This window comes from Alcaligenes aquatilis (assembly GCF_003076515.1).
Lineage (GTDB): Bacteria > Pseudomonadota > Gammaproteobacteria > Burkholderiales > Burkholderiaceae_B > Alcaligenes > Alcaligenes aquatilis.
In genome coordinates this window covers 2,434,636-2,461,222 of sequence record NZ_CP022390.1, presented here as the reverse complement: position 1 = coordinate 2,461,222, position 26,587 = coordinate 2,434,636, and the positions used below count along the sequence as shown (strand labels likewise).

Here is a 26,587-nt window from a genome sequence, read left to right as displayed (position 1 = left end):
AAGGGTAAAGAGCATCATGACTACCTATAGTACTTTTTCTAAAACGGATAACGATCAGCTCAAAGAGCCCATGTTCTTTGGGCAGCCGGTTAACGTAGCGCGTTACGACCAACAGAAATATCCGATTTTTGAAAAGCTGATTGAAAAACAGCTGTCCTTTTTCTGGCGCCCAGAAGAAGTCGATATTACTCAGGATCGGATCGACTATCAGAACCTGCCTGATCATGAAAAGCACATTTTCATCAGCAACCTGAAATATCAAACCTTGCTGGACTCCATCCAGGGGCGTAGCCCCAATGTGGCCTTCCTGCCCCTGGTGTCGATTCCAGAGCTGGAAACCTGGATCGAAACCTGGGCGTTTTCCGAGACGATTCACTCACGCTCGTACACGCACATCATTCGCAATATTGCCAATGATCCGTCCGTTATCTTTGACGACATCGTGCGTAACGAGAACATCCAGTTGCGTGCCGCCGATATTTCGTCGTATTACGACGACCTGATCAGTGACACCATGTTGTACGCCCAGTTGGGGGCTGGTGAACATGAGATCAACGGCGAGACTCGCACGTTGAGCCTCTATGAGCTAAAAAAGAAGCTGTATCTGTGCATGATGAGCGTCAATATTCTTGAGGCCATCCGCTTTTACGTCAGCTTTGCCTGCTCCTTTGCCTTTGCCGAGCGCAAGTTGATGGAAGGTAATGCCAAGATCATTCGCCTGATCGCTCGTGATGAGGCGCTGCACCTGACTGGTACGCAGCACATCATTAATATCTTGCGTTCTGGTAGTGACGATCCTGAGTTCGCTCAGATCGCCCATGAGCTAGAGCCGGTGTGTTTTGACATGTTCAAAGACGCGGCCGAGCAGGAGAAGCAGTGGGCGGATTACCTGTTTCGCGACGGTTCCATGATTGGCCTGAACAAAGACATTCTGAGCCAGTATGTGGAATACATCACCAATATCCGTATGGGTGCAGTGGGCCTGAAGCCTGCGTTTGAGTCTGTCAAACACAATCCCATTCCATGGATCAACACCTGGTTGTCTTCGGACACCGTGCAGGTGGCACCTCAAGAGGTGGAGTTGAGCTCTTACCTGGTCGGTCAGATTGATTCGGCCGTGTCGGCTGGCGACTTCGACGGTATTGAGCTATGAGTCTAGTCCGGACAACTGATGATTACTTTCAGTTGCGGGACGGCGAAACCTTGTTGGAAGGTTTGGAGCGAACCGGCCATCAGGTCGAGTACCAATGCAGGAGCGGCTATTGCGGCTCCTGCCGTATTCCTCTTGTTTATGGAAAGGTTGCCTATAAAGAGCAGCCCTTAGCGTATGTCGGCCCAGGCGAGGTTCTGCCGTGTTGTTGCACGGTACTCGAGCCGATCATGGTCGATTGTCAGCGCGTTGCCCGGACTGAAGAGGAATCTGTGGATCAGTTCGGCTTTACAGGGCTGAATCCCTGATTCCTCCGTCTCCCCTTTAGCTGGCTAAGCGTTTTTCTTCCAGTTTTTCCCAGCGTTCAAATAGCTGCTCCAAGTCTTTATTGAGCTGATCCAGTTGGCTGTTGATCTCGTCGGCCAGGGTAGAGCCATCTTTATAGAGATCCGGTGCGCTTAGTTGTTCTGCCAGTTCGGCTTGCTGGCTTTCTATGGCTGCAATTTTCTCGGGCAGCGCTTCCAGTTCCTTTTCTTCCCATGGCGCCAGACGGCCAGGCTTGGCAGTCTTGGTGTTGCGCTCGGTGGCAGATTTTTCGGCTGCGGCTGGCGCTGGAGCACTGCTGGCCGCTGTCTCGGTTCTGGTTTGCGGACGTTGTGCCAGCCACTCGTCGTAGCCACCTACATATTCACCCCAATGGCCGTCGCCCTCAGCAGCAATGACCTGAGTAACTACGTTGTCCAGGAAGGTACGGTCGTGGCTGACCAGCAGCACAGTGCCGGTGTAATCCTGAATCAGGTCTTCCAGCAGTTCCAGCGTTTCAATGTCCAGATCGTTAGTCGGCTCGTCCAGTACCAATACATTCGTGGGTTGGGCGAACATACGGGCCAGCGCCAGACGGGCACGCTCACCGCCGGACAGACTACGTACAGGGGAGTGAGCGCGGGCGGCGGGGAACAGAAAGTCCTCCAGGTAACTCATGATGTGCTTGCGCTGATTGCCAATTTCCACCCACTCGCTGCCAGGGCTGATGGTGTCAGCCAGCGTGGCGTTTTCGTCCAGGCGGCTACGCATCTGGTCAAAGTAACCAATATTCAGTTTGGTGCCGTGGCGTACTACACCGGAATTGGGTTCCTGCAAACCCAGCATGATGCGCAATAAGGTGGTCTTGCCTGCGCCGTTGTGGCCGATTAGACCAATACGGTCGCCACGCATCAGCACGGTCGAGAAGTCTTTGATCAGGATGCGGCCATCGTAGCCGTGTGTGACGCCTTGCAGTTCCGCAACCAGTTTGCCGGAGCGTTGGCCCTCAGAAATGGCGAATTTGACGTCGCCCGAACGTTCGCGACGCTCGGCACGGTCACGGCGTAATTGTTCCAGACGGCGCACCCGGCCCTCGTCGCGGGTGCGGCGCGCTTGCACGCCCTTACGAATCCAGACTTCTTCCTGGGCCAGGAATTTGTCGAATTTGGCATTTTGTTGCTTTTCCGCTTCCAGGAACTCTGCTTTGCGTTCCTGCCATTGGCTGAAGTTGCCGGGAAAGCTGAAGAGTTTTCCACGATCCAGCTCGATGATGCGGGTAGTTACCACATCCAGGAATCGGCGGTCGTGGGTAATGATGACGGCACTGCCGCGAAAATCCAGCAGCAACTGTTCCAGCCAAAGAATGCCGTCAAAGTCCAGGTGGTTGGTGGGCTCGTCCAGTAAGAGCAGATCAGGCTCTTCCACCAGCGCATTGGCCAGGGCCACGCGTTTGCGCTGGCCGCCAGACAGGCTGCCGGTCAGGGCGTCGGGGTCCAGCCCCAGCTTGTCCATCAGAGCATTGACTCGGGCAGGGCGTTGCCAGTCCTCGGTTTCGGTGAAATCGCCACACAGAAAGTCGTAAATGCTGACTTCGGGATCTAGCTCGGGTTCTTGTTCGACGGTGGCAATTTTCAGCCCACCCAGTCGTTTGATCTGGCCGTCGTCAGGCGCCTGGCGTTGATCCAGAATTTTCAGAAGTGATGATTTGCCAGCACCATTGCGCCCGATCAGACCGATGCGTTCGTTTTTTTGTATGACCAGATCGGCATGGTCCAGCAAGGGATGGTGGCCGAATGCCAACTGGACATCGGTCAGGGAAATCAGATTGTTGGACATAAGACTCCAGATAAAACAGCGCGTCCTGCGAATTTCTCTATTGTCGCAGGTTACAATGCATCTGTGAGGCAGGCTGGGCAGTCGCGGTACGCAAGTATCGAGGAAGGTCCGGACTCCATAGAGCAGGGTAGCGGCTAACAGCCGTCCGGCAAGGCTGGCATCACGTCAGATAAGCCGAGGACTAGGGCCACAGAGACGAGACCACAGCAAGGGCTTGCGCAAGCAGGCACAGATACGGCCACTTCCGTGTTTTCTTGCATTTCGGTGCAAAGTGCTGTGGGGTGAAACGCGGTAACCTCTACCCGGAGCAATACCAAATAGGCATACGCAGGCTTTTTAGCCGATAGGCGGCTCGTCTTAGTATGCGGGTAGGTAGCTAGAACCGGCCAGTAATGGTCGGTCCAGAGGAATGATTGCCGGTCAGCGGGTTCCCGCTGGCATACAGAATCCGGCCTATAGGCCTGTCTCACACTTCTCCTGGCATTCGCCACCAATTGCATTGATTTCGTACATTTGAAAGCAATTGTTAAGGATGTTGAATCCTTGGCAGGAGTCGCTTGTGCGCGTTTTTATAACAATTCACTTTTAATGCGCAACGCAATTTCTTGATTTAACACAGTATTTTTTTTCCGTCACTTCTAGGATAGTGCGCTAAGTGCTTGTTGTGATTGAAAAAATTGCAACCGCTGCCTTGACCGAAAAGCCTTTCCCCCGTAGAGTGGGGAAAAGTAGGAAATAGTGTAAAAAAGTGGGGGAAAAAAGTGTTCCAAGGCAGCAGCGCACTCACACTGGATGCTAAGGGTCGGATGTCCATTCCGACTCGGCACCGTGACGCGCTTTTGCAACAGGAACAAGGCCGCTTGACCCTCACTCGCCATCCCGACGGCTGTTTGCTGGTGTATCCGCGCAGTGTGTGGGAAGAAAAGCGCGAACAAATTGCCCGCTTTCCCATGAGTGCCCGTTTCTTGCAACGCCTGCTGCTGGGTAGTGCTCAGGACGTTGATCTGGACTCCGCTGGTCGGATATTGATCGCTCCCGAACTGCGCGCCGCAGTGGGGCTGGAGCGCGACGCCATGCTGCTGGGTATGGCCACCCATTTTGAGTTGTGGAATGCCCAGGAACTGGAACGCCGACAGGCCCAGGATCTGGCTGAAAACTCCACAGACGTATTCGACACTTTTTCTTTCTGAGTAAGTCATGACGCTGGTACATCGATCCGTGCTGTTGGAGCCTACGGTGGCGGCCCTCGTGGATCCGTCCTTTGAGGCCCGGCGCTGGGCGCAAAACCCTGAAATCCAGGGCCTGGTCGATGGGGTGTACGTCGATTGCACCTTTGGTCGTGGTGGTCATAGCCGGCTGCTGTTGTCGCACTTGAGCCCGCAGGGGCGCCTGATCGTGATCGACAAGGACCCGCAGGCCATTGCCGTGGCCCAGGAGCTGGCGGCACAAGATAGCCGTGTCACGGTTGTACATAGTGGTTTTGGTGATCTGGCCCAGGCTCTGGACGAGCTGGAGGTGGGGCCATTGCAAGGCGTCATGATGGATTTGGGCATTTCCTCGCCACAAATCGACGACGCACAACGAGGTTTCTCTTTTATGCGCGAAGGTCCCTTGGACATGCGCATGGATACCAGCGGTGGTTTGACCGCTGAACAGTGGCTGGCCGAGGTCAGCGTGGAAGTTTTAAAGGAGGTCATTGCAGAATATGGCGAAGAACGGTTTGCTTTCCAGATTGCAAAGGCGATTGTTGATCGCCGCCAATCCCGCCCGCTACATACAACGCGTGATCTCGCCGAGCTCGTCGCCGGTGTCGTCCGCACGCGCGAAAAGGGTCAACATCCGGCAACCAGGACCTTCCAGGCTATACGGATTTACCTCAATCGTGAGCTCGAAGAGCTCGCGTACGCGCTTCCGTCAATTCTGAGTCGATTGGCGACTCGGGGCAGGCTTGCGGTGATTGCATTTCATTCACTGGAGGACCGCATGGTCAAACAGTTCATGAACGCAGCTGCGCGTCCCGCGCAGGAACAGTCACGTCTACCTATTCTTGAAAAAGACTTGCCCCAGCCTCTGGTGCAGTCTTTGGGCAGAATCTTGCCCACCGACCAGGAGTCCAGCGACAACCCCCGAGCCCGCTCGGCGGTATTACGTGTGGTGCAACGCACCGACACCCCTATCCCCCAGGACTGGATGCGCAGCGCCAGCGAGCGTCTGCTGCAACAGGCCGCCTATAGCCGCCAGCCTGCTGGCAAGCGAGGCCGCCGATGATGCGCCTGGTCATCACCCTCTCTTTGGTGTTGATGCTGTCGGCCATCTCTTTGGTGACGGCGCGCTATCAGGCGCGCGAACTGTTTGTGCAAACCGATCGTCTGGTCACCAAAGCCGGTGAACTGGATACGGACTGGCGTCGTTTGCAACTGGAGCGGGCCGAACTGGCTCGTAATGCCCGGGTGGATGATATTGGCCGTAATGAATTGGGCCTGGTGCTTAGCTCTCCTGAGCGCACTCTCTATGTGCAAGGTGGTCAGCTCAGCTCGACGCTGGCGCAGCCCGGAGCGCAGCCATGAAACGATACGGCTATCACGAGAATCCCGCACTGAGCGTGCAGATGCCATTTTGGCGTTCGCGTTTGGTGCTGGTTCTTTTATTCCTGGGTTTCGGCGCCCTGATCGTCAAGGCTTTGTACTTGCAAGGCCTGTCTACTGAATTCTTGCAGCAACAAGGCGAGCGTCGCTACGAGCGCACCCAGGTGTTGCCGCCCATGCGTGGCAAGGTGTTTGATCGCAGTGGCTCGGTGGTGCTGGCCTCCAGCGTGCCGGTCAAGGCAATCTGGGCTATTCCTGATGATGCCCGTAATGCCAAGCCCGAGCAGATCGGACAATTGGCCAAGCTGTTGGGCATGGGTGCATCCGATATTGAGCGCCGTTTGTCCGTCGAGGACCGTAATTTTGTTTACATCAAGCGTCAGGTGGACGTCGATGTGGCTGCCCAGATTGCCGAACTGAAAATTCCAGGCATTCACCAGCAAGAGGAAATGCGCCGTTTCTATCCCGAAGGGGAAGTCATGGCGCATATTCTGGGCTTTACGAATATTGAGGACCAAGGTATTGAAGGCATCGAGTTGGCCTTTAATTCTGCCTTGTCCGGCACTCCTGGTTCGCGTCGTGTGATTCGTGACCGTTTGGGCCGTGTGGTTGAAGACGTACGCGCTGTCATCCCGCCTACTCACGGTCAGGATTTGCACCTGTCAGTTGACGCTGGTTTGCAATTTGACGCTTATACCGCCCTGAAAAAGGGGATGGAAGATGTCAAAGCCAATGCGGCTGCCGCTGTGGTCATGGATGTAAAAACCGGGGAAATCCTGGCCCTGGTGAATCTGCCTACCTATAACCCTAATGACCGGGATGACCGCAAAGGGCCAGCTCTGCGTAACCGTGCCTTGACCGACACCTTCGAGCCCGGTTCCATCATGAAGCCCTTTACGGTGGGGTTGGCGCTCGATATCAACCGCATTACCACGGCCACCCTGTTCAATACGGGTAATGGTCAGTATCGCTACCAAGGCAATGTGATCAGCGATGTCAGCCGTCACAATGGCACCTTGGATGCTGCGGGAATCTTGCGTCGCTCCAGCAATATCGGCATGACTATGATTTCCGAGCGTCTGACATCGCAGGAAATGTGGAACAAATTTACCGAGCTGGGTTTTGGCCGTTCTCCGCAGGCCGACTTCCCCGGTATTGCCAGCGGACGACTACGTCCGTGGGAGCGCTGGCGTCCTATCGAGCGCGCCACCATGTCCTACGGTTATGGCCTGTCGGTTTCCCTGCTGCAAATTGCCCACGCCTATACGGCGTTTGCGCGTAATGGCGATATGGTTTCCATGACCTTGCTCAAGCGCGAGGGCAAACCCGCCAGTGTTCAGGTTTATACCCCTAAAGTGGCGGCGGAACTGCGCGCCATGCTGGAAGATGCGGCTGGCCCGGCCGGTGCCCGTCTGGCTCAGGTGCAAGGTTATCGCGTCGCTGGCAAGAGCGGTACGGCCCGCAAGATTGTGGATGGCCGTTACAGCAAATCTCTGTATCGCGGCTCTTTTGTAGGCTTTGCGCCCGTCTCTGATCCTCGCATTGTGGTGGCCGTCACGATTGACGAGCCACATAGTTCCAATTATTACGGCGGGCGTATTGCCGCGCCGATTTTTTCAGAAATTGTGGCCCGGAGCTTGCGACGCCTAGGTGTCCAGCCTGATGCGCCCATAGATTCGCTGGTGGCCGTTGGCCCCGGTGCGGAGAATGTACGATGAACGCCGCAGCAATACTGGAGTGGCTGGCGCAGCATGTAGCGCCCACGGCTAACCTGTGTTTGGATTCCCGCCAGATCAAGGCGGGTGATGCGTTTTTTGCCTGCCTTGGTCATCAAGGTGATGGTCGTGAGTATGAAGTTCAGGCTGTGCAACAAGGTGCGGTTGCGATTGTGCGTGAGCAGGGCGATCAGGCGGTGGATCCCGGCGTACCTGTTTTGCAGGTTGCCAACCTCAGTGCCTTGTTGGGTGAAGTGGCTCATCAGTGGTGGGGTCGTCCTTCCGAGGAAATGACGGTTGTCGCGGTGACCGGTACCAATGGCAAGACCTCCACGGCGCAGTGGGTGGCTTCGGCTCTGAATCATTCCCAAGTGCCTTGCGGCACCATTGGTACGCTGGGCGTGACCTTGCCTGACGGCTCCAATCTGGGTGGCGTACTGACGACGCCGGACGTACTGACCGTACATCGCAGCTTGGCCGCCATTCGCGCCCAAGGTGGCAATGCCGTGGCGCTGGAAGCCTCGTCGATTGGCCTGGAGCAAGGCCGCCTGGACGGTGTCCGCATTGATATTGCCGGGTTCACCAACCTCACGCATGACCATCTGGACTATCACCACAGCATGGAAGAATACAAACAGGCCAAGCTGCGCCTGTTTAGCTGGCCCGGTCTGCGTAGCGCCGTTGTGAATGCGGACGATGAAACTGGCCGTGAATTGATGCAGGCCGGCTTGGCTGCTCGTGTGATTTCGTATTCCATGAGCCAACCGGAGGTGGATCTGCTGGCACAGGATGTGCATACCGGGGCTGATGGCCAGGTATTCAACCTGGTCACCGCGCACGGTACTGCACAGATTTTGACCCACCTGCTGGGCGAGCATAACGTGGCCAACCTCCTGTTGGTGGCCGGTGTGCTGCAAGAGGTGGGTTGGCCGGTGTCCAAGATCGCTCGCATCATGGACAAGCTGGAGTCCGTTCCTGGTCGCCTGCAAATTGTGACGCCCAAGAGCACCGCAGGCCGCCAGCCTCTGCCTTTGGTCGTGGTGGATTACGCTCATACCGCTGACGCGTTGGAGCGTGCCCTGCAAGCACTGCGTGAAGTGGCCAGTGTTCGGGGTGGCAAGCTGATCTGCGTATTTGGTTGTGGCGGTAACCGCGACACCAGCAAACGCCCCATCATGGGTGAAATAGCCGCCCGTCTGGCCGACGGCGTGCTGGTGACGACTGACAATCCTCGTTTTGAAGATCCTGCCGAGATCATTCGTCAGATTGTGGCTGGTATGCCTGAAGCGCCTGCCGTACAAATGGATCGCGCCCGCGCCATTCTGTCCTCAATCTGGGCTGCCAGTCCTGACGATATTGTGCTGCTGGCCGGCAAAGGGCATGAAACCTACCAGGAAGTGCAGGGCGAACGCTCTGTGTTTGATGACTGCGACTGGGCCAAAGCGGCCTTGCTGTGGTTGCGTGGTGTGCGTTTGAGCACCGACTCCCGTAGCTTGGCCAAAGGGGATGTGTTCCTGGCTTTGAGTGGTGAGCAATTCGATGGTCACCGCTATTTGGAGAAAGCCAAAGAGCAGGGCGCTGTTGCCGCCATCGTGGCTCAACGGGATACCGAAGTTGAACTGCCCCAACTTGTACTGGGTGATACACGCCGTGCCTTGATGACCTTGGCCACCGAATGGCGTTCGCGCTTTGATATCCCTGTCATCGGCGTGACCGGTAGCAATGGCAAGACCACGACCAAGGAAATGATTGCCGCTATCTTGCGCGCCTGGTTGGGCGAAGCAGAAAGCCTGGCAACTCGCGGCAATTTGAACAACGATCTGGGCGTACCCCTGTCCATCCTGCGTTTGAGCTCCGAGCACAAGGCTGCCGTCCTGGAGATGGGCATGAACCATCCCGGCGAAATCGCCGTGCTGGCGTCCATGGCTCGCCCCACGATTGCCCTGATCAATAACGCACAGCGCGAACATCAGGAGTTCATGCACAGCGTGGAAGCGGTGGCTCGTGAAAACGGGGCCGTTATTGATGCGCTGCCTCTAGACGGCGCGCTGGTCATTCCCGATGACGATGCTTTCAGTGCGATGTGGGCCGAACAAGCCGGTCAGCGCACCGTGTTGCGCTTTGGCCTGAGTGGTCAGGAGACGGTATTTGCAGCCGATATGTTTGTCGAGCCGGCCCAAACCCGTTTTGTGCTGCACGTGGCAGGGCAGTCCTGCGCCTTGACTTTGAACAGCCCTGGTATACATAACCTGCGTAATGCCTTGGCGGCTGCCGCTTGCGCCCATGCCGCCGGTGCTCCTTTGAGCGCGATTGCGCAAGGTCTGGAGAGCTTTCGTCCTGTCTCGGGACGGATGCAGCCCAAGCAGTTGTCTTCCGGTTACCAGTTGATTGATGACACTTACAACGCCAACCCGGATTCGGTGCGTGCCGCGATTGATGTGCTGGCACAGCTGAAAGGACGCAAGGTGCTGGTGCTGGGCAATATGGCCGAGATCGGTGACAACAGCTCTGAGTTGCACGCGGAAGTCGGTGCCTACGCCAAAGAGCGCGGCATGGATGAATTGCTGACCTTGGGTGGTGATGCCAGCCATGCTGCTCAGGCTTTTGGTGCACGTGCGCATCAATTCGAGACGCTGGAGGACATGGTGGCGTACCTATTGGCTTTGGAGCCGTCCCATGTGTTGATCAAGGGTTCGCGCAGTGCTCGTATGGAGCGTGTGGTTGCCGCCTTGGAAAGCCATTTCTCCCATAACGAAGGGGCCACTCATGCTTCTTGAACTGGCACGCTGGCTATCGGACGATCATATTCGCGCCTTTGGGGTGTTTGAGTACATCACCCTGCGTGCTATTTTGGCCAGCGCCACCGCGCTGGCAATTGGCTTGTTGGCAGGTCCCTGGGTTATCCGCAAGCTGACCGAACTGAAGATCGGTCAGGCTGTACGTGCCTACGGTCCGGAATCGCATTTGCAAAAGAACGGTACCCCCACCATGGGCGGTGTTTTGATCCTGATCGCTATCGGTATCAGCACCTTGCTGTGGGCAGATTGGACCAATCGTTTTGTCTGGGTCGTTTTGCTGGTGACGTTCGGTTTTGGCTGGATTGGTTGGGCTGACGACTACAAGAAAGTCGTCAACCGTGACCCCGAGGGAATGTCCTCACGTCAGAAATTCTTCTGGCAAGCCCTGATCGGTATGGTGGCGGCCGTGTACCTGAGCTTTGCCGTTTCGGTGCCTGCCAATACCGAATTGTGGCCCCTGTTCAAAGAATGGGTCTTGAGCGGCTTCACCATGTCATTGCCGACCCAGGCTGATCTGATCGTGCCGTTCTTCAAGTCTGTGAGCTACCCCCTGGGAGTGCTGGGTTTTGTCGTGTTGACCTGGGCAGTGATCGTGGGCTCCAGCAATGCCGTCAATCTGACAGATGGTCTGGACGGGCTGGCGATTATGCCTACCGTGCTGGTGGGCTCCGCACTGGGCATTTTTGCCTATGTGGTCGGCCGTGTGGACTACTCCAAATATCTTTTGTTTCCCTATATTCCCGGTGCGGGCGAATTGCTAGTGATTTGCGCGGCCATCGCTGGTGCGGGTTTGGCTTTTCTGTGGTTTAACGCGTATCCCGCGCAGGTGTTCATGGGCGACGTAGGCGCTCTGGCTCTGGGGGGGGCGCTGGGTACGATCGCTGTGATCGTGCGTCAGGAAATCGTGCTGTTCATTATGGGTGGCGTGTTTGTGGTGGAAACCTTGTCGGTGATGTTGCAGGTGACCTGGTTCAAGTACACCAAGAAACGTTACGGACAAGGCAGACGAATATTTCGTATGGCACCGCTGCACCATCACTTTGAAGTCAGCGGCTGGAAAGAAACACAGGTAGTGGTCCGTTTCTGGATCATCACCATGATGCTGGTCATGATTGGCCTATCTACATTGAAACTGCGATGAATGCCTTGAGTTTTCCTTCGATCCGTAAAGACGGTCTCATGCTTATCCTGGGGTTAGGCGAGACTGGCTTTGCTGCGGCTCGTTGGTCTTTGGCTCAGGGGGCTAGCATTCGTTTGGCGGATACGCGCGAAAACGTGCAAGGTCTGGACAAGCTCCAGGCCTTGACTGGCACGGCTCTGGATGTGCGTTTGGGGCAGAGCGCTTTGCAGGCCGATAGCCTGAGCGGTGTACACACGGTGGTGATTAGCCCCGGTCTGTCGCCAGTGGATCCTGTCTTGGCTGACTTTTTAGCTCAGGCACGCGATCGTGGCATTGAAGTTATTGGCGAGATCGAGCTGTTCGCTCGTGCCCTGAAAGATTTGGCCGATCAAGGGCATGAAAGCCGCGTAGTGGCCATCACCGGCACCAATGGCAAAACGACGGTCACTGCCATGACGCGCCACTTGCTCGAACAAGCTGGTGTCGCTGCGCTGGCTGTGGGCAATATCAGCCCTGCTGCGCTGACCGCCTTGTGCGACGCTCTGGAAAATAACGCTTTGCCTCAAGTCTGGGTGCTGGAACTGTCCAGCTTCCAACTGGATAGCACCTTTAGCTTGCAGGCGGATGCTGGCGTTGTACTGAATATTTCGCAGGATCATCTGGACTGGCACGGCGGCATGGATGCCTATATCCAGTCCAAACAACGTATGTATGGCATGTGCGATGTGACCTTGGTCAATCGCGATGACCCTGCCGTCATGGCCATGATTCCCGATGCCGGTCAGGAGTCGGTGCGCAGCTTCGGTCTGGACAAGCCCGCTTTGCTGGGCGATATGGGCTTGTTGACGGATGGCGGTATGCAGTGGCTGGTGGCCAACGAGCCTACCGATTTTGAGCTGCCTGCCACCGGTCTGAAAAAACGTAATGCGCCGCTTGAGCCCGCCGTGCGTGGCAAGGGCGGCTTGAAGCGTCTGATGCCGGTTGAGGCTTTGCAGATCAAGGGCCGTCATAACGCCTTGAATGCTCAAGCAGCTTTGCTGCTGGCTCGCTGCCTGGGGCTGGGTTGGGCGGAGTTGCTCAATGGCCTGCGCACCTATCAAGGCGAGCCGCACCGTGTAGAACTGATTCGTGTGCTCGATGGTGTTCAGTATCTGGATGACAGCAAAGGCACCAACGTTGGCGCGACTGTCGCGGCCTTGCGTGGCTTCGATCAGCGCGTCTGGCTGATTGCCGGTGGGCTGGGCAAGGGCCAGGATTTTGAGCCGCTGGCTGTGGCTGCTGCCCAAAATGTGGCTGAGGCCTTTCTGATTGGGCAGGACGCCAAGCAGATTGCTGCTGTTCTAGCCGCACACGATGTCCGTCACCGTTTTTGTGATGGTCTGGAAGCTGCGGTGCAGGCAGCCGCCGAACAGGCCCGTTCGGGCGATGTGGTCTTGCTGTCCCCGGCGTGCGCCAGCATGGATATGTTCAAAAGCTATCACCATCGTGGCATGTGCTTTGTTGCTGCCGTGACCGAGATGGCGTTGGACAAAGGAGAGTTGGCATGAGCCTGTTTGCTGAGCTGACCTCAGGTGTCAATGCGGTGCGTCCTGGACGTACGGCATTGCCTGTGCTGGATCGTCCCTTGCTGACCGCCACACTGATGCTGACTCTGTTCGGTTTGCTGATGGTGTATTCCGCTTCGATCGCTTTGGCAGACGGACCGCGTTATGAAAGTTATGGCCGCTATTACTTTGTAATACGTCACGCCCTGTTCATCGTAGTGGGTGTGGTGCTGGCCATGTTCACGGCTACGGTTCCCTTGCGGGTGTGGCAGAAGCTGGCTGTGCCCATGTTTGCACTGGCTATTTTCCTGTTAGTGGTTGTTTTGATCCCCGGAATTGGCCGAGAAGTGAACGGTGCACGCCGCTGGCTTCCATTGGGCATCATCAACTTTCAGCCTTCGGAGCTGATGAAAGTGGCCATGGTGCTGTATGCCGCTGACTACACGGTGCGCAAACAGCAGCATCTGCATGCTTTCGTGCGAGGGTTCCTGCCTATGGCGGTGGCCTTGGGGTTGGTCGGTGTGCTGCTTTTGATGGAGCCCGATCTGGGTGCCTTCATGGTCATCGTGGCTATTGCGGTGGGCATTCTTTTCATTGGTGGGATTAACGGAAAATTGTTCTCTGCCTTGCTGGGGATTATGGTCAGCAGCTTTCTTTTGCTGATCTGGCTCTCGCCTTGGCGTCGTGAGCGTCTGTTTGTGTATCTGGACCCCTGGAATCCTGACAATGCCTATGGCAGTGCCTATCAGTTGTCGCACTCACTGATTGCTTTGGGCCGAGGTGAATGGTTTGGCGTGGGCTTGGGCTCCAGCGTGGAAAAACTGCATTACCTGCCTGAAGCCCATACCGACTTTATCGTTGCCGTTATTGGCGAGGAGCTGGGCTTTGTGGGCGTTGCCGCCTTGGTCCTGACCTTTGGTTTTGTTATCTGGCGCGGCTTCAATATTGGTCGTCAGGCCTGCGCCATGGATCGTTTGTTCAGTGGTGTGGTTGCTCAAGGTGTGGCGCTTTGGTTTGGCGTACAGGCCTTTATCAATATTGGTGTCGTGTTGGGCCTCTTGCCGACCAAGGGCCTGACGCTGCCTTTGGTCAGCTATGGTGGTTCGGGCATTGTGATGAATCTGGTGGCTTTTGCCTTGTTAATGCGGGTTGATTTTGAGAACCGGCAAATGATGCGAGGTAAGCGCACATGAGCACTCCAACCATCCTGATCATGGCTGGCGGTACAGGTGGGCACATCATGCCCGGACTGGCGGTGGCCCAGGCCATGCAGCAACGTGGCTGGCAAGTGGTGTGGTTAGGTCATCCCGAGCGCATGGAAGGTAGCTTGGTCCCCCAGCATGGGATTAAAATGCTGCCTCTGCGATTTTCCGGATTACGAGGCAAGGGCGTGAAGGCATTGCTCTCTTTACCCTTTACCTTGATCAGTGCCTGCTGGCAGGCACACCGTTGCTTGCAGCAAGCCAAACCTGATGTGGTTTTGGGAATGGGTGGCTATGTCGCCTTCCCGGGTGGCCTGATGGCTTTTGTGTCGCGCCGTCCTTTGGTTGTGCATGAGCAAAATGCGGTGGCCGGTACGGCCAATCGCTACTTGGCCAAAATGGCGACCAGTGTATTGACCGGTTTTCCGGGTGCCTTGCCTGGCGCTGTGACGGTTGGCAACCCTGTGCGTGATGCCTTCGTAGGTCAGGGCCCCGCTGCGCAACGTTATGCCAAACGGACTGGACCGCTGCGTATTCTGGTGGTGGGCGGCAGCCTGGGGGCGGCAGCACTGAACAAGGTGGTGCCTGAGGCCATGGCACTGATCCCTGCCGAGCAGCGTCCGCATGTCACACACCAGTCCGGTCAGCAGCATCTGGAGAGCTTGCAGCAACGCTACGCAGATCATCAGGTACAGGCGGACTGTAAAGCCTTTATTGGTGATATGGCTCAGGCCATGAAAGAGGCCGATCTACTGATTTGTCGTGCCGGGGCCATGACGGTGGCCGAAGTCGCCGCCATTGGTGTGGCGGCCTTGTTTGTGCCTCTGCCACACGCTATTGACGATCACCAGAGCGCCAATGCCCGTTACCTGAGCGAATGTTCGGGCGCGTGGCTCAAGAAACAATCGGAGTTGACGGCCCAGTGGCTTGCACAATGGTTGCAAGGACTGGACCGTGAAGAATTAAGTCGCGTGGCCAGCCACGCGCAAGAACATGCACAGTTGAATGCCACGCAGCAAATTGCCGAAGCATGTCAGCAGGCGGCAAGGAGGGTGGAATGAAACACCGCATTCAACATATTCATTTTGTAGGGATTGGCGGCTCGGGCATGAGCGGCATTGCCGAAGTCATGCTGAACCTGGGTTTTGCTATCAGTGGTTCGGATATCCAGGAAACGGCGGTAACTCGTCGCCTGGAGCAGCTCGGTGCCCGTATTGTTATCGGTCACAAGGCTGAAAACGTTGCTGGTATGGGCGCTATTGTCACTTCCACCGCCATTGCAGGCGACAACCCCGAAGTTCTGGCTGCGCGTGCAGCCCGCATCCCTGTGGTGCCACGCGCCCTGATGCTGGCCGAGCTGATGCGCTTAAAGCGCGGTATCGCCGTGGCCGGCACGCACGGCAAGACCACCACCACCAGCTTGGTGGCCAGTCTGTTGGGGGCCGCTGATCTGGACCCGACCTTTGTGATCGGTGGTCGCCTGAATTCGGCGGGTGCCAATGCTCGTTTGGGGCAGGGTGATTACATCGTGGTGGAAGCCGACGAGTCTGACGCCTCCTTTTTGAATCTGTTGCCGGTGATGGCCATCATCACCAATATCGATGTAGACCATATGGACACCTATGGTCATGACGTTGCCCGACTGAAAAGTGCGTTCATTGATTTCACGCATCGCCTGCCGTTTTACGGCAGTGCCATTGTGTGCAATGACGATGCGAATGTGCGCGAAATCATTCCTTTTGTATCGCGCCCTGTCACCACTTACGGTATTGATACCGATGCTCAGGTCCGCGCGATCAACATCGAAAGCCGTGGCACCACCATGTGTTTTGATGTGCAGCGCAAAGGGGCAACAGGCGAGCTTCCTTTGCTGTCCGTGTGTCTGAATCTGCCCGGAAAACACAATGTACTCAATGCCTTGGCTGCTATTGCAGTAGCCACTGAATTGGGTGTCAGTGACGAGGTCATTGCCAAAGGCCTGAAAGAGTTCACCGGTGTGGGCCGTCGCTTCTCCATGGTGGGAGACTTCCCGGTTTCCCAGGCACAAGGCGGCGGGACGTTTACCGTTGTTGACGATTATGGTCACCATCCTGTCGAAATGGCTGCTACCTTGGCGGCCGCACGGGGTGCTTGGCCTGATCGCCGCATTGTGTTGGCGTTCCAGCCACACCGCTATACGCGTACCCGTGATTGCTTTGAAGATTTCGTGCAGGTACTTAGCCAGGCTGACGCTGTCCTCCTGGGTGAGGTCTATCCCGCAGGCGAGGCGCCCCTGGTGGCCGCCGATGGCCGTGCCTTGAGTCGCGCCGTGCGCGTACTGGGCAAGGTCGAACCTATTTTTGTGGCCGAAATCAGCGATATGGCACAAGCCGTTCTGGACTTTGTCCGTGATGGTGATGTGGTGTTGGTAATGGGTGCAGGATCCATCAGCCGGATTCCTGCTCAATTGGGAGAAATGGCATGACAGCGGATTTTGGTCGGGTCGGCGTGTTGTACGGCGGCAAGTCCGCCGAACGGGAAGTGTCCTTGATGTCTGGTGCAGGCGTGCATGAAGCTCTGTGCAGCATGGGGGTGGATGCGCATTTGTTCGATATGGGCGAGAAAGGACTGACCGAACTGGCTCAGGCCGGTTTTGATCGCGTGTTCATTGCTTTGCATGGTCGTTACGGCGAAGACGGCACCTTGCAGGGGGCACTGGAATGGATGGGTATCCCTTACACCGGTAGCGGAGTGATGGCCTCCGGTCTGGCCATGGACAAAATCATGACCAAGCACGTTTGGCAGCATCTGGGTTTACCCACCCCTGGCTTTGCGCAATTGGATCATGTCAGCCAGGTTGCCGCCGCAGTGGAACGTCTGGGTGTTCCCCTGATCATGAAGCCCCCTCATGAAGGTTCGACTGTGGGTGTGGTGCGTGTGGATCGCGCCGAGGACGCTGTTGCCGCCTTCGAAACGGCTATGCATTACGACACAAACGTATTGGCAGAGCAATTCATTCGTGGTCGCGAGTTGACAGTGCCCATCATCGGCGTGGGTGCCCAGGCGCGTGCCTTGCCTGTGATCGACATTGTGGCTCCGCAAGGCAATTACGACTTTGAACACAAGTACTACTCGGACGAAACCCAATACTTCTGTCCTGCTGATCTGTCGCCTGAACTGACGGCGCATATTCAGGATCTCTCGGTTCGTGCATTTAATGCACTGGGCTGCGAAGGCTGGGGCCGTGCCGATTTCATGCTAGACGAGCAGAACCGTCCCTGGTTGCTGGAGATGAACACCTCTCCTGGCATGACCAGCCACTCTTTGGTGCCTATGGCAGCCAAAGCGGAGGGTATTAGCTACGCCCAGTTGTGTGTGAACATTTTGGCAACGGCACGCTGCAAAGTGCAGGCCATTGCCCGCAGCCTATAGAGCGTGGAGTCTGAGTCATGTTTTCCGATGCCCGTCTGACCAACCTGATCGCCAATACGCTGGCTTTGCTAGCGGTATCGGCATTGGTGATCGGTGTTGTGGTTTGGGCGGTGCGTCGTCCGTACTTCAATATCGAGCGCATTCAGATCGAGTCCTCGCAAGGCGAACGTCTGGCCTACGTCACTCCAGAAGGGGTGAAAGCCACGATTGCCGGTCGTTTGCAGGGAAATTTCTTTACGGTAGACCTGGATCAGTCTCGCGCTTTGGTTGAAACGGCCCCTTGGGTGCGACGTGCGCAAATTCGCCGCGTCTGGCCCAACAGCCTGTCGGTACGGATTGAAGAGCAGCAGCCGCTGGCGTATTGGAATGAAGACGAGATGATCAACACCTGGGGTGAGTCATTTTCGGCTAATAAAGCGGTGGTGCCCGATGATGTGGATTTACCCCAGTTAAGTGGCCCTCCGAACTCGGAGCGTCTGGTGGTGCAGCGCTATGCCGAGCTGGCACGCTGGTTTGGCCCATTGGATGTGCAGGTCAGTGAAGTGACCTTGAGCCCGCGCTATGCCTGGGATGTGGTTTTGTCGAACGGTGTGCAGTTGAGCCTGGGCCGCGACCCGGCGGCTGATATCGCCGACCCGCACGGCCGAAAAGGGGCTTTGCCCTTTGCGGTTCGTGTCGAACGATTTGTGCAGGCCTGGCCTGCCTTGATGCAACGGCTTGGCGACCGTGCTTTGCAAAGTGCCGATTTACGTTACCCGAATGGCTTTGCGATAACGCTGGCTCCGGTTTCATCTACCCCTGTGAAGTAAAGAATATATGACTCGTGACATCAAAGACCTGATCGTTGCATTGGATATCGGCACCAGCAAAGTGGTTGCGGTGGTGGCCGAAGTGCTGCCGGAAGGCCGGTTTGAAGTGCTTGGTCTGGGCCAGCATGAATCCCAGGGCATGCGCAAAGGGGTGGTCGTCAATATCGAGACGACAGTCAATTCCATCCAGCGCGCTTTGGAAGAGGCGGAGTTGATGGCCGATTGCAAGATCCGTGAGGTCTACACCGGCATTGCAGGCAGCCACATCACCAGCTTTAACTCCAGCGGCATGGTGGCGGTGAAGGACAAAGAGGTGACAGCCACCGATGTGGCGCGCGTGATCGAAACGGCCAAGGCCGTGAACATCCCCACCGATCAGCAGGTGCTGCACGTGCTGACGCAGGAATTCATCGTGGACTCGCAAGAGGACATTCGCGAACCCATCGGCATGAGCGGTCTGCGTCTGGAAGTGCGGGTGCACATTGTGACTGGTGCGGTCAGCGCGGCGCAGAACATCGTCAAATGTGTGCGCCGTTGCGGCCTGGAAGTGCAGGACCTGATTTTGCAGCCTTTGGCCTCCAGCCTGTCCTGCCTGACGGCGGACGAAAAAGAGCTGGGCGTGGTGCTGGTCGATATTGGCGGTGGTACGACCGACATCGCCATCTACACCGGTGGGGCTATCCGTCATACCGATGTAATCCCGATTGCGGGCGACCAGATCACCAGCGATATTGCCGCCATGTTGCGCACCCCCACGCCAGATGCGGAAGAGATCAAGCTGCGCTTTGGGGTGGCCAAGCAGTCGCTGGCGCATCCGGAGGAAATGATTGAAGTGCCCGGTTTGGGTGATCGCCCTAACCGTCAGGTCAAGCGTCAGGCTTTGGGCGCCGTGATCGAGCCACGAGTGGAAGAGCTGTTTACCTTTGTGCAGCAAAGCCTGCGTGAGTCCGGCTACGAAGATTTGTTGTCCTCGGGGGTGGTACTGACTGGTGGTACGGCGATGTTGCCGGGCATCGTGGAACTGGCCGAGGACGTATTCCTGAAACCAGTGCGTATCGCTGTGCCCAGCTATGAAGGCAGTTTGGCTGATGTGATGCGTAACCCTCGTTTTTCGACGGTGATGGGGCTGTTGACCGAAGCTCGCCTGCAAAGCGCTCGTGGCCGCAAAGTGGCCCAGCAAAAAGGGAGCGTCAAAGGTCTGATGGCACGCATGAAGGAATGGTTCATGAATTAAGGGCGTTGCAATACGCTCAGGTCGGGCAGCCTGAAAGGGCGGTCCAGGAGGCAGTTCAAACCGGGTGCGAACCCCTTGGTTGGCAGATGTTTTGAGCTGATTCCAAATTTCAGTTGTATCGGGGAAGTACGTAGGAACTTGACTAATTAAGTGTTTGAGTGGGAGTCAATCATGATGAACTTTGAAATGTTAGATACCAGCGGTAGCGGCACGGTCATTAAGGTCGTGGGCGTGGGCGGCGCAGGCGGCAACGCTGTGATGCATATGATCAAGTCTGGTGTTCAGGGCGTTGATTTCATCTGCGCCAATACTGATTCGCAGGCTCTGGCCAGCAGCGATGCTCCTATCCAGATCCGTCTGGGCCGCAGTGGCTTGGGTGCCGGTGCCAAGCCTGATCAAGGCCGTGCGGCCGCTGAAACTGCTCGTGAAGAAATTCGCGCCGCACTGAACGGTGCCAATATGGTGTTTATCACGGCCGGTATGGGCGGTGGTACCGGTACGGGCGCCAGCCCCGTTGTGGCTGAAGTGGCCAAGGAATTGGGTATTTTGACCGTGGGTGTGGTCACCAAACCTTTCTCCTTTGAAGGCAACCGCCGCTTGCGCATGGCCGAAGAAGGGATCGAGGAGTTGAGCAAGCACGTTCACTCTCTGATCGTTGTATTGAACGAAAACCTGTATGACTTGATGGATGAGGACGCCACGCAGTCCGATTGCTTCAAGGCCGCTGACGATGTCTTGCACAATGCCTGCGCTGGTATTGCCGAGATCATCAATGTTGAAGGTAACGTGAACGTCGACTTTGAAGACGTGAAAACCATTATGGGCGAGCAAGGCCAGGCCATGATGGGTACGGCAGTGGCTTCCGGCTCGAACCGCGCTCGTGAGGCGGCTGAGCGTGCCATCGCTTGCCCATTGCTGGAAGGGGTGGATCTGCACGGTGCCCGCGGCATGTTGGTGAACATTACGTCCTCCTCGTCCCTGAAGATGCGCGAAACGCGCGAAATCATGGACACGATTCGTGGCTATGCGGCAGAAGATGCCACCGTTATCTTCGGTACCGCTTACGACGAGTCCATGGGTGACAGCCTGCGTGTTACTGTTGTGGCTACCGGCCTGGGTCGCAAACAAGCGCGCCCACAGTTGGTACAAAACAACGAAGAAGTGTTACGTACAGGTACGGACAATATGCCTGTCATCGGTGCTGATTACGCCAACGCTGATGTACCTGCTGTCATTCGCAACCCACGCAGCCAGGCTTCGGCTCAGGTGCGCGCGTTGGAGACCGCCGGTATGGATCACTTCGATATTCCGGCGTTTTTGCGCAAGCAGGCTGATTAAAAATCAGGTTCGGCGATTACCCGAGTCGCCAATTTGATTTCTCCCACGACTCCCCCTGGGCGTTCGCGCTCAGGGGGTGTAAGTGCTTTGTCGTGCTCTGGTGTTTGATGCTTGGCAATGACGCAGGTTTGAAGAAAGCCTATAGTGGATAACCCGTATTACGGTTACAATAGTCTTTGCGAACAACACTTTACAAATACAAGAATAGCTATGCTTCGTCAGCGCACCATCAAAAATGTCATCAGTACCAAAGGAGTCGGCTTGCACTCTGGTCGTCGTGTCGAACTGACACTGCGTCCTGCTGCGCCTGACACGGGTATTGTGTTTCATCGTGTTGATTTGCCCGAAATCGTGGATTTACCCGCTCAGGCAGACAAGGTCGGTGGCACACGTATGGCTTCGGTGCTGATCAAGGATAATGTCCGGGTGTCGACCGTGGAGCATTTGATGTCGGCCATTGCTGGTCTGGGCATCGATAATCTGCACGTGGACCTGACGGCTGAAGAAGTCCCCATCATGGATGGCAGCGCCGGTACGTTTGTGTACTTGTTGCGTTCAGCGGGTTTGCAAGAGCAGGAAGCGGCCAAGAAGTTTTTGCGTGTCCTCAAGCCTATTGAAGTTTCTGAGGGCGAGGGACAGGACATTAAATGGGCTCGTCTGGAGCCCTATGAAGGCTTTGCCCTTCAGTTCTCTATCGATTTTCATCACCCGGCTATTGATGCAACGGCCAATTTTGCCGAGGTGGATTTTGCGCATGACTCGTATGTGAAGACCATTTCCCGTGCGCGCACCTTCGGGTTCGCCAGCGAAGTGGAAGCCTTGCGTGCGGCAGGTCTTGCCCGTGGTGGCAGTTTGGACAATGCTATCGTCATGGACGAGTACCGCGTCTTAAACAGCGATGGTCTGCGTTACGAGGACGAGTTCGTCAAGCACAAGATTTTGGATGCTATTGGCGACTTGTACCTGATTGGCCATCCCCTGATTGCGCGCTATGTGGCGTGTAAATCTGGTCATGGTTTGAACAATCAGTTGGCGCGCGCCTTGCTCGCCGCTCAGGATAGCTGGGAACTGGTGACTTTCGAGTCCGCTGCCAGCGCGCCCCATGCATTTTCCAGCGAGTGGAAATTCGCCTGATACTTGTCTAGGGTTTCGATCGTGGTGCTTTGTTTAGCCACGATGATGGCGCAGCAAGCGTTCGATGGCTTGCGCCAAGGGACCTTGAGGCAATGAATCATGGAGCTTTTCGAATGATTCCAGGGCCCGCTCGTCCAGGACTTGTACCTGGCGTGTGGGCTTTTCTGTCACGCTTGCAAACAAATGGGCTTGCACGTGAACCAGCGCCTCGTTAATGTTCCAGCCAGCGGCATTCATCTTCCGTATGACTGTAGGTAAAAGCTGGCGTAGCTTGGCCGCATGCGCCGCGCTGGGAACTGCCAGCGTCAATTGCTGTCTGTCTATACGGGCTACTTTACAAGCCTTGCCTAAAGCTGGTGGCAAGGCTTTGCTTACATGGGTCTGTGCCGCCATCAGCTGCCGGGCCATTTCCAGTACCTGGGAACCTTGCTGGTCGCTAGCCAGCCAACCCAAAGCGTGGCTTTGCCCGCTACTGCGTTTTGGCGCGGATGAGGAAAAAGGGGGCTTCCAGGTCATGTTCGAGGTTATACGAGAGTGGATCAACATAAAGACTATACGTCCTTAGATGCCAAAGCCAAAGGGGTGCGCCGTACGGTGATTGCCCTGGTGGCTTTGGTATCGCTGGGCGTTTCCGCAGCGGCGGGAGCTCTGGTGCAGTCGCACTGGGGGGATCGCAGCAGCATGTCGCTGGATACGGATATGGCCCAAAGCCAGGCCGCCGCCATGCAGGACAACGTTACCCGTCTGGCTGAAAAAGTCGGCGGTTTGCAGGCCAAACTGATCGAGATGGACGGTGTCAGCAAACGCGTGGCCAAAGCCGCCGGTATCGAGTATACCGATCCGGAGCTGGCCGGTGCCATGCCGGTGCAGGACCTGGCCGTCATGGACAGCATGGACGGCGCCGATCTGGTCTGGAGTGCCGACCGTTTGGGCGAGCAGCTGGATAATCTGGCCAAACAGATGTCCGAGCAGCAGGACTGGTTCCAGATGTTGGACAGTGTGCTTACTGAGCGAACCGGCAATGAGGCCCGCCTGCCCAATTACCGCCCGGTGGATTACGACGAGGTGGCGTCCTCCTTTGGCTGGCGTCGCCACCCGATTTCGGGTCGTCACGCCTTGCACGAAGGTTTGGATTTTCCCGCTCCCAAAGGTACGCCTATTTACGCGGCCTCCGGTGGAGTCGTGTCCGAAGCCCGTTACATGACAGGCTACGGCAAGCTGGTGGAAATCAATCATGGCAATGGCATGAGCACGCGATACGCCCATGCGTCATCAATCGTTGTTAAATTAGGCGACGTAGTAGAAAAAGGGCAGTTGATTGCCCGTGTCGGATCGACCGGACAGTCCACTGGTTCGCACCTGCATTTTGAAGTGCGCATGGCCGGGCATGCCCTGGACCCCAAGCTTTTTCTGCCGGCGCGTGAGTACGTAGAACAGCAGATCGCGCAATTGGATTCGGACAAGTAGCTCCGTCTTGCAGCATGTGCGTTAAACTGATTGTTTGCTTGCGCATCCCTTTTAACCAGAGATAGGCTCGAGGCACAGATTCAAGCCCTTGCGGCCTCGCCTACATTGACGACACAAGAATGGTTTCATTGCTGAAAAAGCTTATTGGCAGTCGTAACGACCGACTGCTCAAACAGTACCGTAAGCAGGTCGCCCAGATTAATGCTCTTGAGCCTGCCATGCAGGGTCTGAGTGACGAGGCCTTGGCAGCCAAGACGCAGGAGCTGCGCCAACGTGTTCAGGATGGCGCCTCGCTTAACTCGCTCTTGCCCGAAGCCTTTGCTGTGGTGCGCGAAGCAGGTATCCGTGTATTTGGCATGCGCCACTTTGACGTACAGATGCTCGGTGCCATTGCTTTGCACAACGGCAAGATTTCCGAAATGCGTACGGGTGAGGGTAAAACCCTGACTGCGACCTTGGCCGTGTACCTGAATGCACTGTCCGGCAAGGGCGTGCATGTGGTGACCGTTAATGATTACCTGGCACGACGCGATGCGAACTGGATGGGCCGTCTGTACAACTTCCTGGGTTTGAGCGTGGGTGTAGTGGTTCCCCAGCAAGACAATGCCGAGAAGATTGCCGCCTACCAGGCCGACATTACCTACGGTACCAACAACGAATTTGGTTTTGACTACCTGCGCGACAATATGGAATACCGCGCAGAGGATCGCCGCCAGCGCGGTTTGTCCTACGCGATTGTCGACGAAGTTGACTCCATCCTGATCGACGAAGCCCGTACACCGCTGATCATCTCCGGCCAGGCCGAAGACAATACCGAGCTGTACGTGCGCATGAACGTGGTCCCGCCCATGCTGACCCGCATGACGCAAGAGCCTCGTCCACACGAGCCCGAGCCCGAAGGCGACTTCTGGGTCGATGAAAAGGGCCAGCAAGTTCATATTTCCGAAGCCGGTCACGAGCGTGCCGAGCAGATTTTGACTGAAATCGGCCTGCTGCCCGAAGGCGAATCGCTGTACGAGCCACGCCATATTTCTTTGATGCACCATTTGATGGTCGCCCTGCGCGCCCACAACCTGTTCTTCCGCGACCAGCAATACGTGGTTCAGGACGGTGAAGTGGTGATCGTGGACGAATTCACGGGCCGTTTGATGGCCGGTCGCCGCTGGTCCGATGGCTTGCATCAGGCTGTGGAGGCCAAGGAAGGCGTTCGTATCCAGAACGAAAACCAGACCCTGGCGTCGATTACCTTCCAGAACTACTTCCGCATGTATGACAAGCTGGCTGGCATGACCGGTACAGCAGATACGGAAGCCTACGAGTTCCAGGAAATCTACAGCCTTGAAACCGTCATCATTCCACCGAATCGTCCGCTGGCCCGCAAGGACCAGAACGACCAGGTCTTCAAGACCGATGACGAGAAGTTCAACGCCATTCTGAAAGATATCCAGGACTGCCACGAACGTGGGCAGCCTGTTCTGGTGGGTACCACCAGCATTGAAAACTCCGAGCTGATTTCCACACGCTTGAACGCCGCAGGCGTCAAGCACGAGGTGCTGAACGCCAAGCAACACGCCCGTGAAGCCGATATCGTGGCTGAAGCCGGTATGCCGGGCCATGTCACCATCGCGACCAATATGGCCGGTCGTGGTACCGACATTGTGTTGGGTGGCAGCATCGAGCGTCCGATTGCCCTGGTTCGTGAAGACGAGTCCCTGAGCGCCGAACAGAAAGAAGCCAAGATCCAGGCTATTCGCGCTGCGTGGGAGCCCTTGAACCAGCAGGTCAAACAGGCCGGCGGTTTGCGCATTATTGGTACCGAGCGTCACGAGTCCCGCCGTATCGACAACCAGCTGCGTGGTCGTGCCGGTCGTCAGGGTGACCCAGGTTCCTCGCGCTTTTACCTGTCGCTGGAAGATTCGCTGATGCGCATCTTCGCTGGCGATCGTGTGCGCGCCATCATGGAGCGCCTGCGTTTGCCAGAGGGCGAACCGATCGAAGCCCGCATGGTGACCCGTTCCATCGAGTCCGCCCAGCGCAAGGTCGAGGCCCGCAACTTCGATATCCGTAAACAACTGCTGCAGTATGATGATGTGGCCAACGATCAACGCAAGGTGATCTACGCCCAGCGTAACGAAGTGCTGGAGTCCGCTGACATTACCGATACCATCAGCAGCCTGCGCGAAGCCGCTGTCAGCCGTCTGTTCCGTGAATACGTGCCGCAAGACACGATGGAAGAGCAATGGGATATTCCCGGCCTGACGGCTGATTTGCAAAGCACCTTCCAGATTGAGCTGCCTTTGGCTGAAATGCTGGAGAAAGAATCCAATCTTAACGACGACGACCTGCATGATCGCGTCATCGCAGAATCTCAGCGCCTGTTGCAAGCCAAGATTGACCAAGTGGGCCAGCCTAACTGGGGCAACTTCGAGCGCTCCGTGCTCTTGCAGTCCATTGACACGCAATGGCGTGGTCATTTGCAGGCTTTGGATCATCTGCGTCAGGGTATTCATCTGCGCGGCTATGCCCAGAAAGACCCCAAACAGGAATACAAGCGCGAAGCCTTTGAGCTGTTCTCCGACATGCTTGATCGTGTACGTGATGAAGTAGTCAAAGTGCTGATGACGGTGCGTATCCAGACACCGGAGCAAATCGAGGAAGCCGCTGTCGAGGCGCCTCCAGCCAACTCCAATGTTCGTTTCCATCATTCGGACTATGATGCCGCCCTGAGTGGTGAAGACCCCGGTCTGGATGAGGCGGCCAAGGGCGAAGTGCCACGTGTAGGCCGTAACGACCCTTGTCCTTGCGGTAGCGGCAAGAAGTACAAGCAGTGCCACGGTCGTTTGAGCTGATGCTGTCTCAAGCCCCTCGGCCTACCGGCTGTTAGATAAAACCCCATGTGCTATAAGCCATGGGGTTTTTTCTTGGGTGGTGGCCTCGATTG

21 protein-coding genes and 1 other RNA gene are annotated in these 26,587 nt (G+C 56.4%); 20 read left to right on the top strand and 2 right to left on the bottom strand.

Going from position 1 to position 26,587, the window contains the following annotated elements:
- The first annotated feature begins 16 nt into the window (after positions 1-16).
- Both nrdB and yfaE read left to right on the top strand, forming a co-directional pair.
- On the top strand, positions 17-1,153 hold the full coding sequence (gene nrdB, locus CA948_RS11255) for a class Ia ribonucleoside-diphosphate reductase subunit beta (RefSeq protein ID WP_094195743.1): 1,137 nt from the start codon (positions 17-19) through the stop codon (positions 1,151-1,153).
- Positions 1,150-1,458: a class I ribonucleotide reductase maintenance protein YfaE gene (yfaE, locus tag CA948_RS11250; protein ID WP_094195744.1), complete on the top strand. Its 309-nt coding sequence runs from the start codon at positions 1,150-1,152 to the stop codon at positions 1,456-1,458. The genes nrdB and yfaE overlap by 4 nt, the downstream gene beginning before the upstream one ends.
- Positions 1,459-1,474: 16 nt before the next feature.
- Here the strand turns inward: yfaE and CA948_RS11245 are convergent, their stop codons facing one another.
- The gene (locus CA948_RS11245) at positions 1,475-3,289 is read right to left on the bottom strand and encodes an ATP-binding cassette domain-containing protein (protein WP_108728036.1); all 1,815 of its coding nucleotides are present in this window, start codon (positions 3,287-3,289) and stop codon (positions 1,475-1,477) included.
- Positions 3,290-3,354: 65 nt separating this feature from the next.
- Between CA948_RS11245 and rnpB the strand changes: the two genes are divergently transcribed.
- From rnpB to lpxC, 16 genes are all read left to right on the top strand, one after another.
- Positions 3,355-3,761, top strand: an RNA gene (gene rnpB / locus CA948_RS11240) — RNase P RNA component class A.
- Positions 3,762-4,050: 289 nt separating this feature from the next.
- On the top strand, positions 4,051-4,479 hold the full coding sequence (gene mraZ, locus CA948_RS11235) for a division/cell wall cluster transcriptional repressor MraZ (protein WP_003803565.1): 429 nt from the start codon (positions 4,051-4,053) through the stop codon (positions 4,477-4,479).
- 7 nt (positions 4,480-4,486) lie between these two features.
- A complete protein-coding gene (gene rsmH, locus CA948_RS11230; protein ID WP_094195746.1) occupies positions 4,487-5,557 on the top strand; it encodes a 16S rRNA (cytosine(1402)-N(4))-methyltransferase RsmH in 1,071 nt (356 codons plus the stop codon).
- Complete coding sequence (gene ftsL, locus CA948_RS11225; protein WP_094195747.1) at positions 5,554-5,856, top strand: cell division protein FtsL; 303 nt, start codon at positions 5,554-5,556, stop codon at positions 5,854-5,856. The genes rsmH and ftsL overlap by 4 nt, the downstream gene beginning before the upstream one ends.
- The gene (locus CA948_RS11220) at positions 5,853-7,592 is read left to right on the top strand and encodes a peptidoglycan D,D-transpeptidase FtsI family protein (RefSeq protein WP_094195748.1); all 1,740 of its coding nucleotides are present in this window, start codon (positions 5,853-5,855) and stop codon (positions 7,590-7,592) included. The genes ftsL and CA948_RS11220 overlap by 4 nt, the downstream gene beginning before the upstream one ends.
- A complete protein-coding gene (murF, locus tag CA948_RS11215) occupies positions 7,589-10,366 on the top strand; it encodes a bifunctional UDP-N-acetylmuramoyl-L-alanyl-D-glutamate--2,6-diaminopimelate ligase MurE/UDP-N-acetylmuramoyl-tripeptide--D-alanyl-D-alanine ligase MurF (protein WP_108728035.1) in 2,778 nt (925 codons plus the stop codon). The genes CA948_RS11220 and murF overlap by 4 nt, the downstream gene beginning before the upstream one ends.
- Positions 10,356-11,528: a phospho-N-acetylmuramoyl-pentapeptide-transferase gene (gene mraY / locus CA948_RS11210; protein WP_094195750.1), complete on the top strand. Its 1,173-nt coding sequence runs from the start codon at positions 10,356-10,358 to the stop codon at positions 11,526-11,528. The genes murF and mraY overlap by 11 nt, the downstream gene beginning before the upstream one ends.
- Positions 11,525-13,054: a UDP-N-acetylmuramoyl-L-alanine--D-glutamate ligase gene (gene murD, locus CA948_RS11205; protein WP_094195751.1), complete on the top strand. Its 1,530-nt coding sequence runs from the start codon at positions 11,525-11,527 to the stop codon at positions 13,052-13,054. Before mraY ends, murD begins: the two co-directional genes overlap by 4 nt.
- Positions 13,051-14,244, top strand: a complete 1,194-nt coding sequence (gene ftsW / locus CA948_RS11200) for a putative lipid II flippase FtsW (RefSeq protein WP_094195752.1) — start codon at positions 13,051-13,053, stop codon at positions 14,242-14,244. The genes murD and ftsW overlap by 4 nt, the downstream gene beginning before the upstream one ends.
- Complete coding sequence (gene murG / locus CA948_RS11195; RefSeq protein WP_108728034.1) at positions 14,241-15,314, top strand: undecaprenyldiphospho-muramoylpentapeptide beta-N-acetylglucosaminyltransferase; 1,074 nt, start codon at positions 14,241-14,243, stop codon at positions 15,312-15,314. Before ftsW ends, murG begins: the two co-directional genes overlap by 4 nt.
- Positions 15,311-16,717: a UDP-N-acetylmuramate--L-alanine ligase gene (murC, locus tag CA948_RS11190; protein WP_094195754.1), complete on the top strand. Its 1,407-nt coding sequence runs from the start codon at positions 15,311-15,313 to the stop codon at positions 16,715-16,717. The genes murG and murC overlap by 4 nt, the downstream gene beginning before the upstream one ends.
- Positions 16,714-17,664 (top strand): D-alanine--D-alanine ligase, encoded by a 951-nt coding sequence (locus CA948_RS11185; protein ID WP_094195755.1) that lies wholly within the window; start codon positions 16,714-16,716, stop codon positions 17,662-17,664. Before murC ends, CA948_RS11185 begins: the two co-directional genes overlap by 4 nt.
- 17 nt (positions 17,665-17,681) lie before the next feature.
- Positions 17,682-18,473 (top strand): cell division protein FtsQ/DivIB, encoded by a 792-nt coding sequence (locus CA948_RS11180; RefSeq protein ID WP_094195756.1) that lies wholly within the window; start codon positions 17,682-17,684, stop codon positions 18,471-18,473.
- A 7-nt stretch (positions 18,474-18,480) separates the two neighbouring features.
- Positions 18,481-19,707, top strand: a complete 1,227-nt coding sequence (gene ftsA, locus CA948_RS11175) for a cell division protein FtsA (protein WP_009455039.1) — start codon at positions 18,481-18,483, stop codon at positions 19,705-19,707.
- A gap of 171 nt (positions 19,708-19,878) precedes the next feature.
- The gene (gene ftsZ, locus CA948_RS11170) at positions 19,879-21,045 is read left to right on the top strand and encodes a cell division protein FtsZ (RefSeq protein WP_094195757.1); all 1,167 of its coding nucleotides are present in this window, start codon (positions 19,879-19,881) and stop codon (positions 21,043-21,045) included.
- 210 nt (positions 21,046-21,255) lie between these two features.
- The gene (gene lpxC / locus CA948_RS11165; protein ID WP_094195758.1) at positions 21,256-22,179 is read left to right on the top strand and encodes a UDP-3-O-acyl-N-acetylglucosamine deacetylase; all 924 of its coding nucleotides are present in this window, start codon (positions 21,256-21,258) and stop codon (positions 22,177-22,179) included.
- Between the two features lie 33 nt (positions 22,180-22,212).
- On the opposite strand, the gene CA948_RS11160 is transcribed toward lpxC, so the two are convergent.
- Positions 22,213-22,695 carry a DciA family protein gene (locus CA948_RS11160; protein WP_164461430.1) on the bottom strand — a complete coding sequence of 161 codons (483 nt, stop codon included), beginning with the start codon at positions 22,693-22,695 and terminating at the stop codon, positions 22,213-22,215.
- 18 nt (positions 22,696-22,713) lie between these two features.
- On the opposite strand from CA948_RS11160, the gene CA948_RS11155 reads away from it, so the two are divergent.
- Positions 22,714-23,646: a M23 family metallopeptidase gene (locus CA948_RS11155; RefSeq protein WP_108728033.1), complete on the top strand. Its 933-nt coding sequence runs from the start codon at positions 22,714-22,716 to the stop codon at positions 23,644-23,646.
- A 119-nt stretch (positions 23,647-23,765) separates the two neighbouring features.
- Entirely contained in the window at positions 23,766-26,495 is a 2,730-nt protein-coding gene (gene secA, locus CA948_RS11150) for a preprotein translocase subunit SecA (protein WP_108728032.1), read from the top strand.
- The last annotated feature ends 92 nt before the right edge of the window (positions 26,496-26,587 follow it).

Coding starts and splice junctions, on each gene's coding strand:
- murG (WP_108728034.1), top strand. CDS start 14,241: ATGAGCACTCCAACCATCCTGATCATGGCTGGCGGTACAGGTGGGCAC.
- yfaE (WP_094195744.1), top strand. CDS start 1,150: ATGAGTCTAGTCCGGACAACTGATGATTACTTTCAGTTGCGGGACGGC.
- murD (WP_094195751.1), top strand. CDS start 11,525: ATGAATGCCTTGAGTTTTCCTTCGATCCGTAAAGACGGTCTCATGCTT.
- nrdB (WP_094195743.1), top strand. CDS start 17: ATGACTACCTATAGTACTTTTTCTAAAACGGATAACGATCAGCTCAAA.
- ftsL (WP_094195747.1), top strand. CDS start 5,554: ATGATGCGCCTGGTCATCACCCTCTCTTTGGTGTTGATGCTGTCGGCC.
- CA948_RS11245 (WP_108728036.1), bottom strand. CDS start 3,289: ATGTCCAACAATCTGATTTCCCTGACCGATGTCCAGTTGGCATTCGGC.
- CA948_RS11160 (WP_164461430.1), bottom strand. CDS start 22,695: ATGACCTGGAAGCCCCCTTTTTCCTCATCCGCGCCAAAACGCAGTAGC.
- mraY (WP_094195750.1), top strand. CDS start 10,356: ATGCTTCTTGAACTGGCACGCTGGCTATCGGACGATCATATTCGCGCC.
- ftsA (WP_009455039.1), top strand. CDS start 18,481: ATGACTCGTGACATCAAAGACCTGATCGTTGCATTGGATATCGGCACC.
- secA (WP_108728032.1), top strand. CDS start 23,766: ATGGTTTCATTGCTGAAAAAGCTTATTGGCAGTCGTAACGACCGACTG.
- CA948_RS11180 (WP_094195756.1), top strand. CDS start 17,682: ATGTTTTCCGATGCCCGTCTGACCAACCTGATCGCCAATACGCTGGCT.
- murF (WP_108728035.1), top strand. CDS start 7,589: ATGAACGCCGCAGCAATACTGGAGTGGCTGGCGCAGCATGTAGCGCCC.
- CA948_RS11220 (WP_094195748.1), top strand. CDS start 5,853: ATGAAACGATACGGCTATCACGAGAATCCCGCACTGAGCGTGCAGATG.
- murC (WP_094195754.1), top strand. CDS start 15,311: ATGAAACACCGCATTCAACATATTCATTTTGTAGGGATTGGCGGCTCG.
- ftsZ (WP_094195757.1), top strand. CDS start 19,879: ATGATGAACTTTGAAATGTTAGATACCAGCGGTAGCGGCACGGTCATT.
- rsmH (WP_094195746.1), top strand. CDS start 4,487: ATGACGCTGGTACATCGATCCGTGCTGTTGGAGCCTACGGTGGCGGCC.
- ftsW (WP_094195752.1), top strand. CDS start 13,051: ATGAGCCTGTTTGCTGAGCTGACCTCAGGTGTCAATGCGGTGCGTCCT.
- lpxC (WP_094195758.1), top strand. CDS start 21,256: ATGCTTCGTCAGCGCACCATCAAAAATGTCATCAGTACCAAAGGAGTC.
- CA948_RS11185 (WP_094195755.1), top strand. CDS start 16,714: ATGACAGCGGATTTTGGTCGGGTCGGCGTGTTGTACGGCGGCAAGTCC.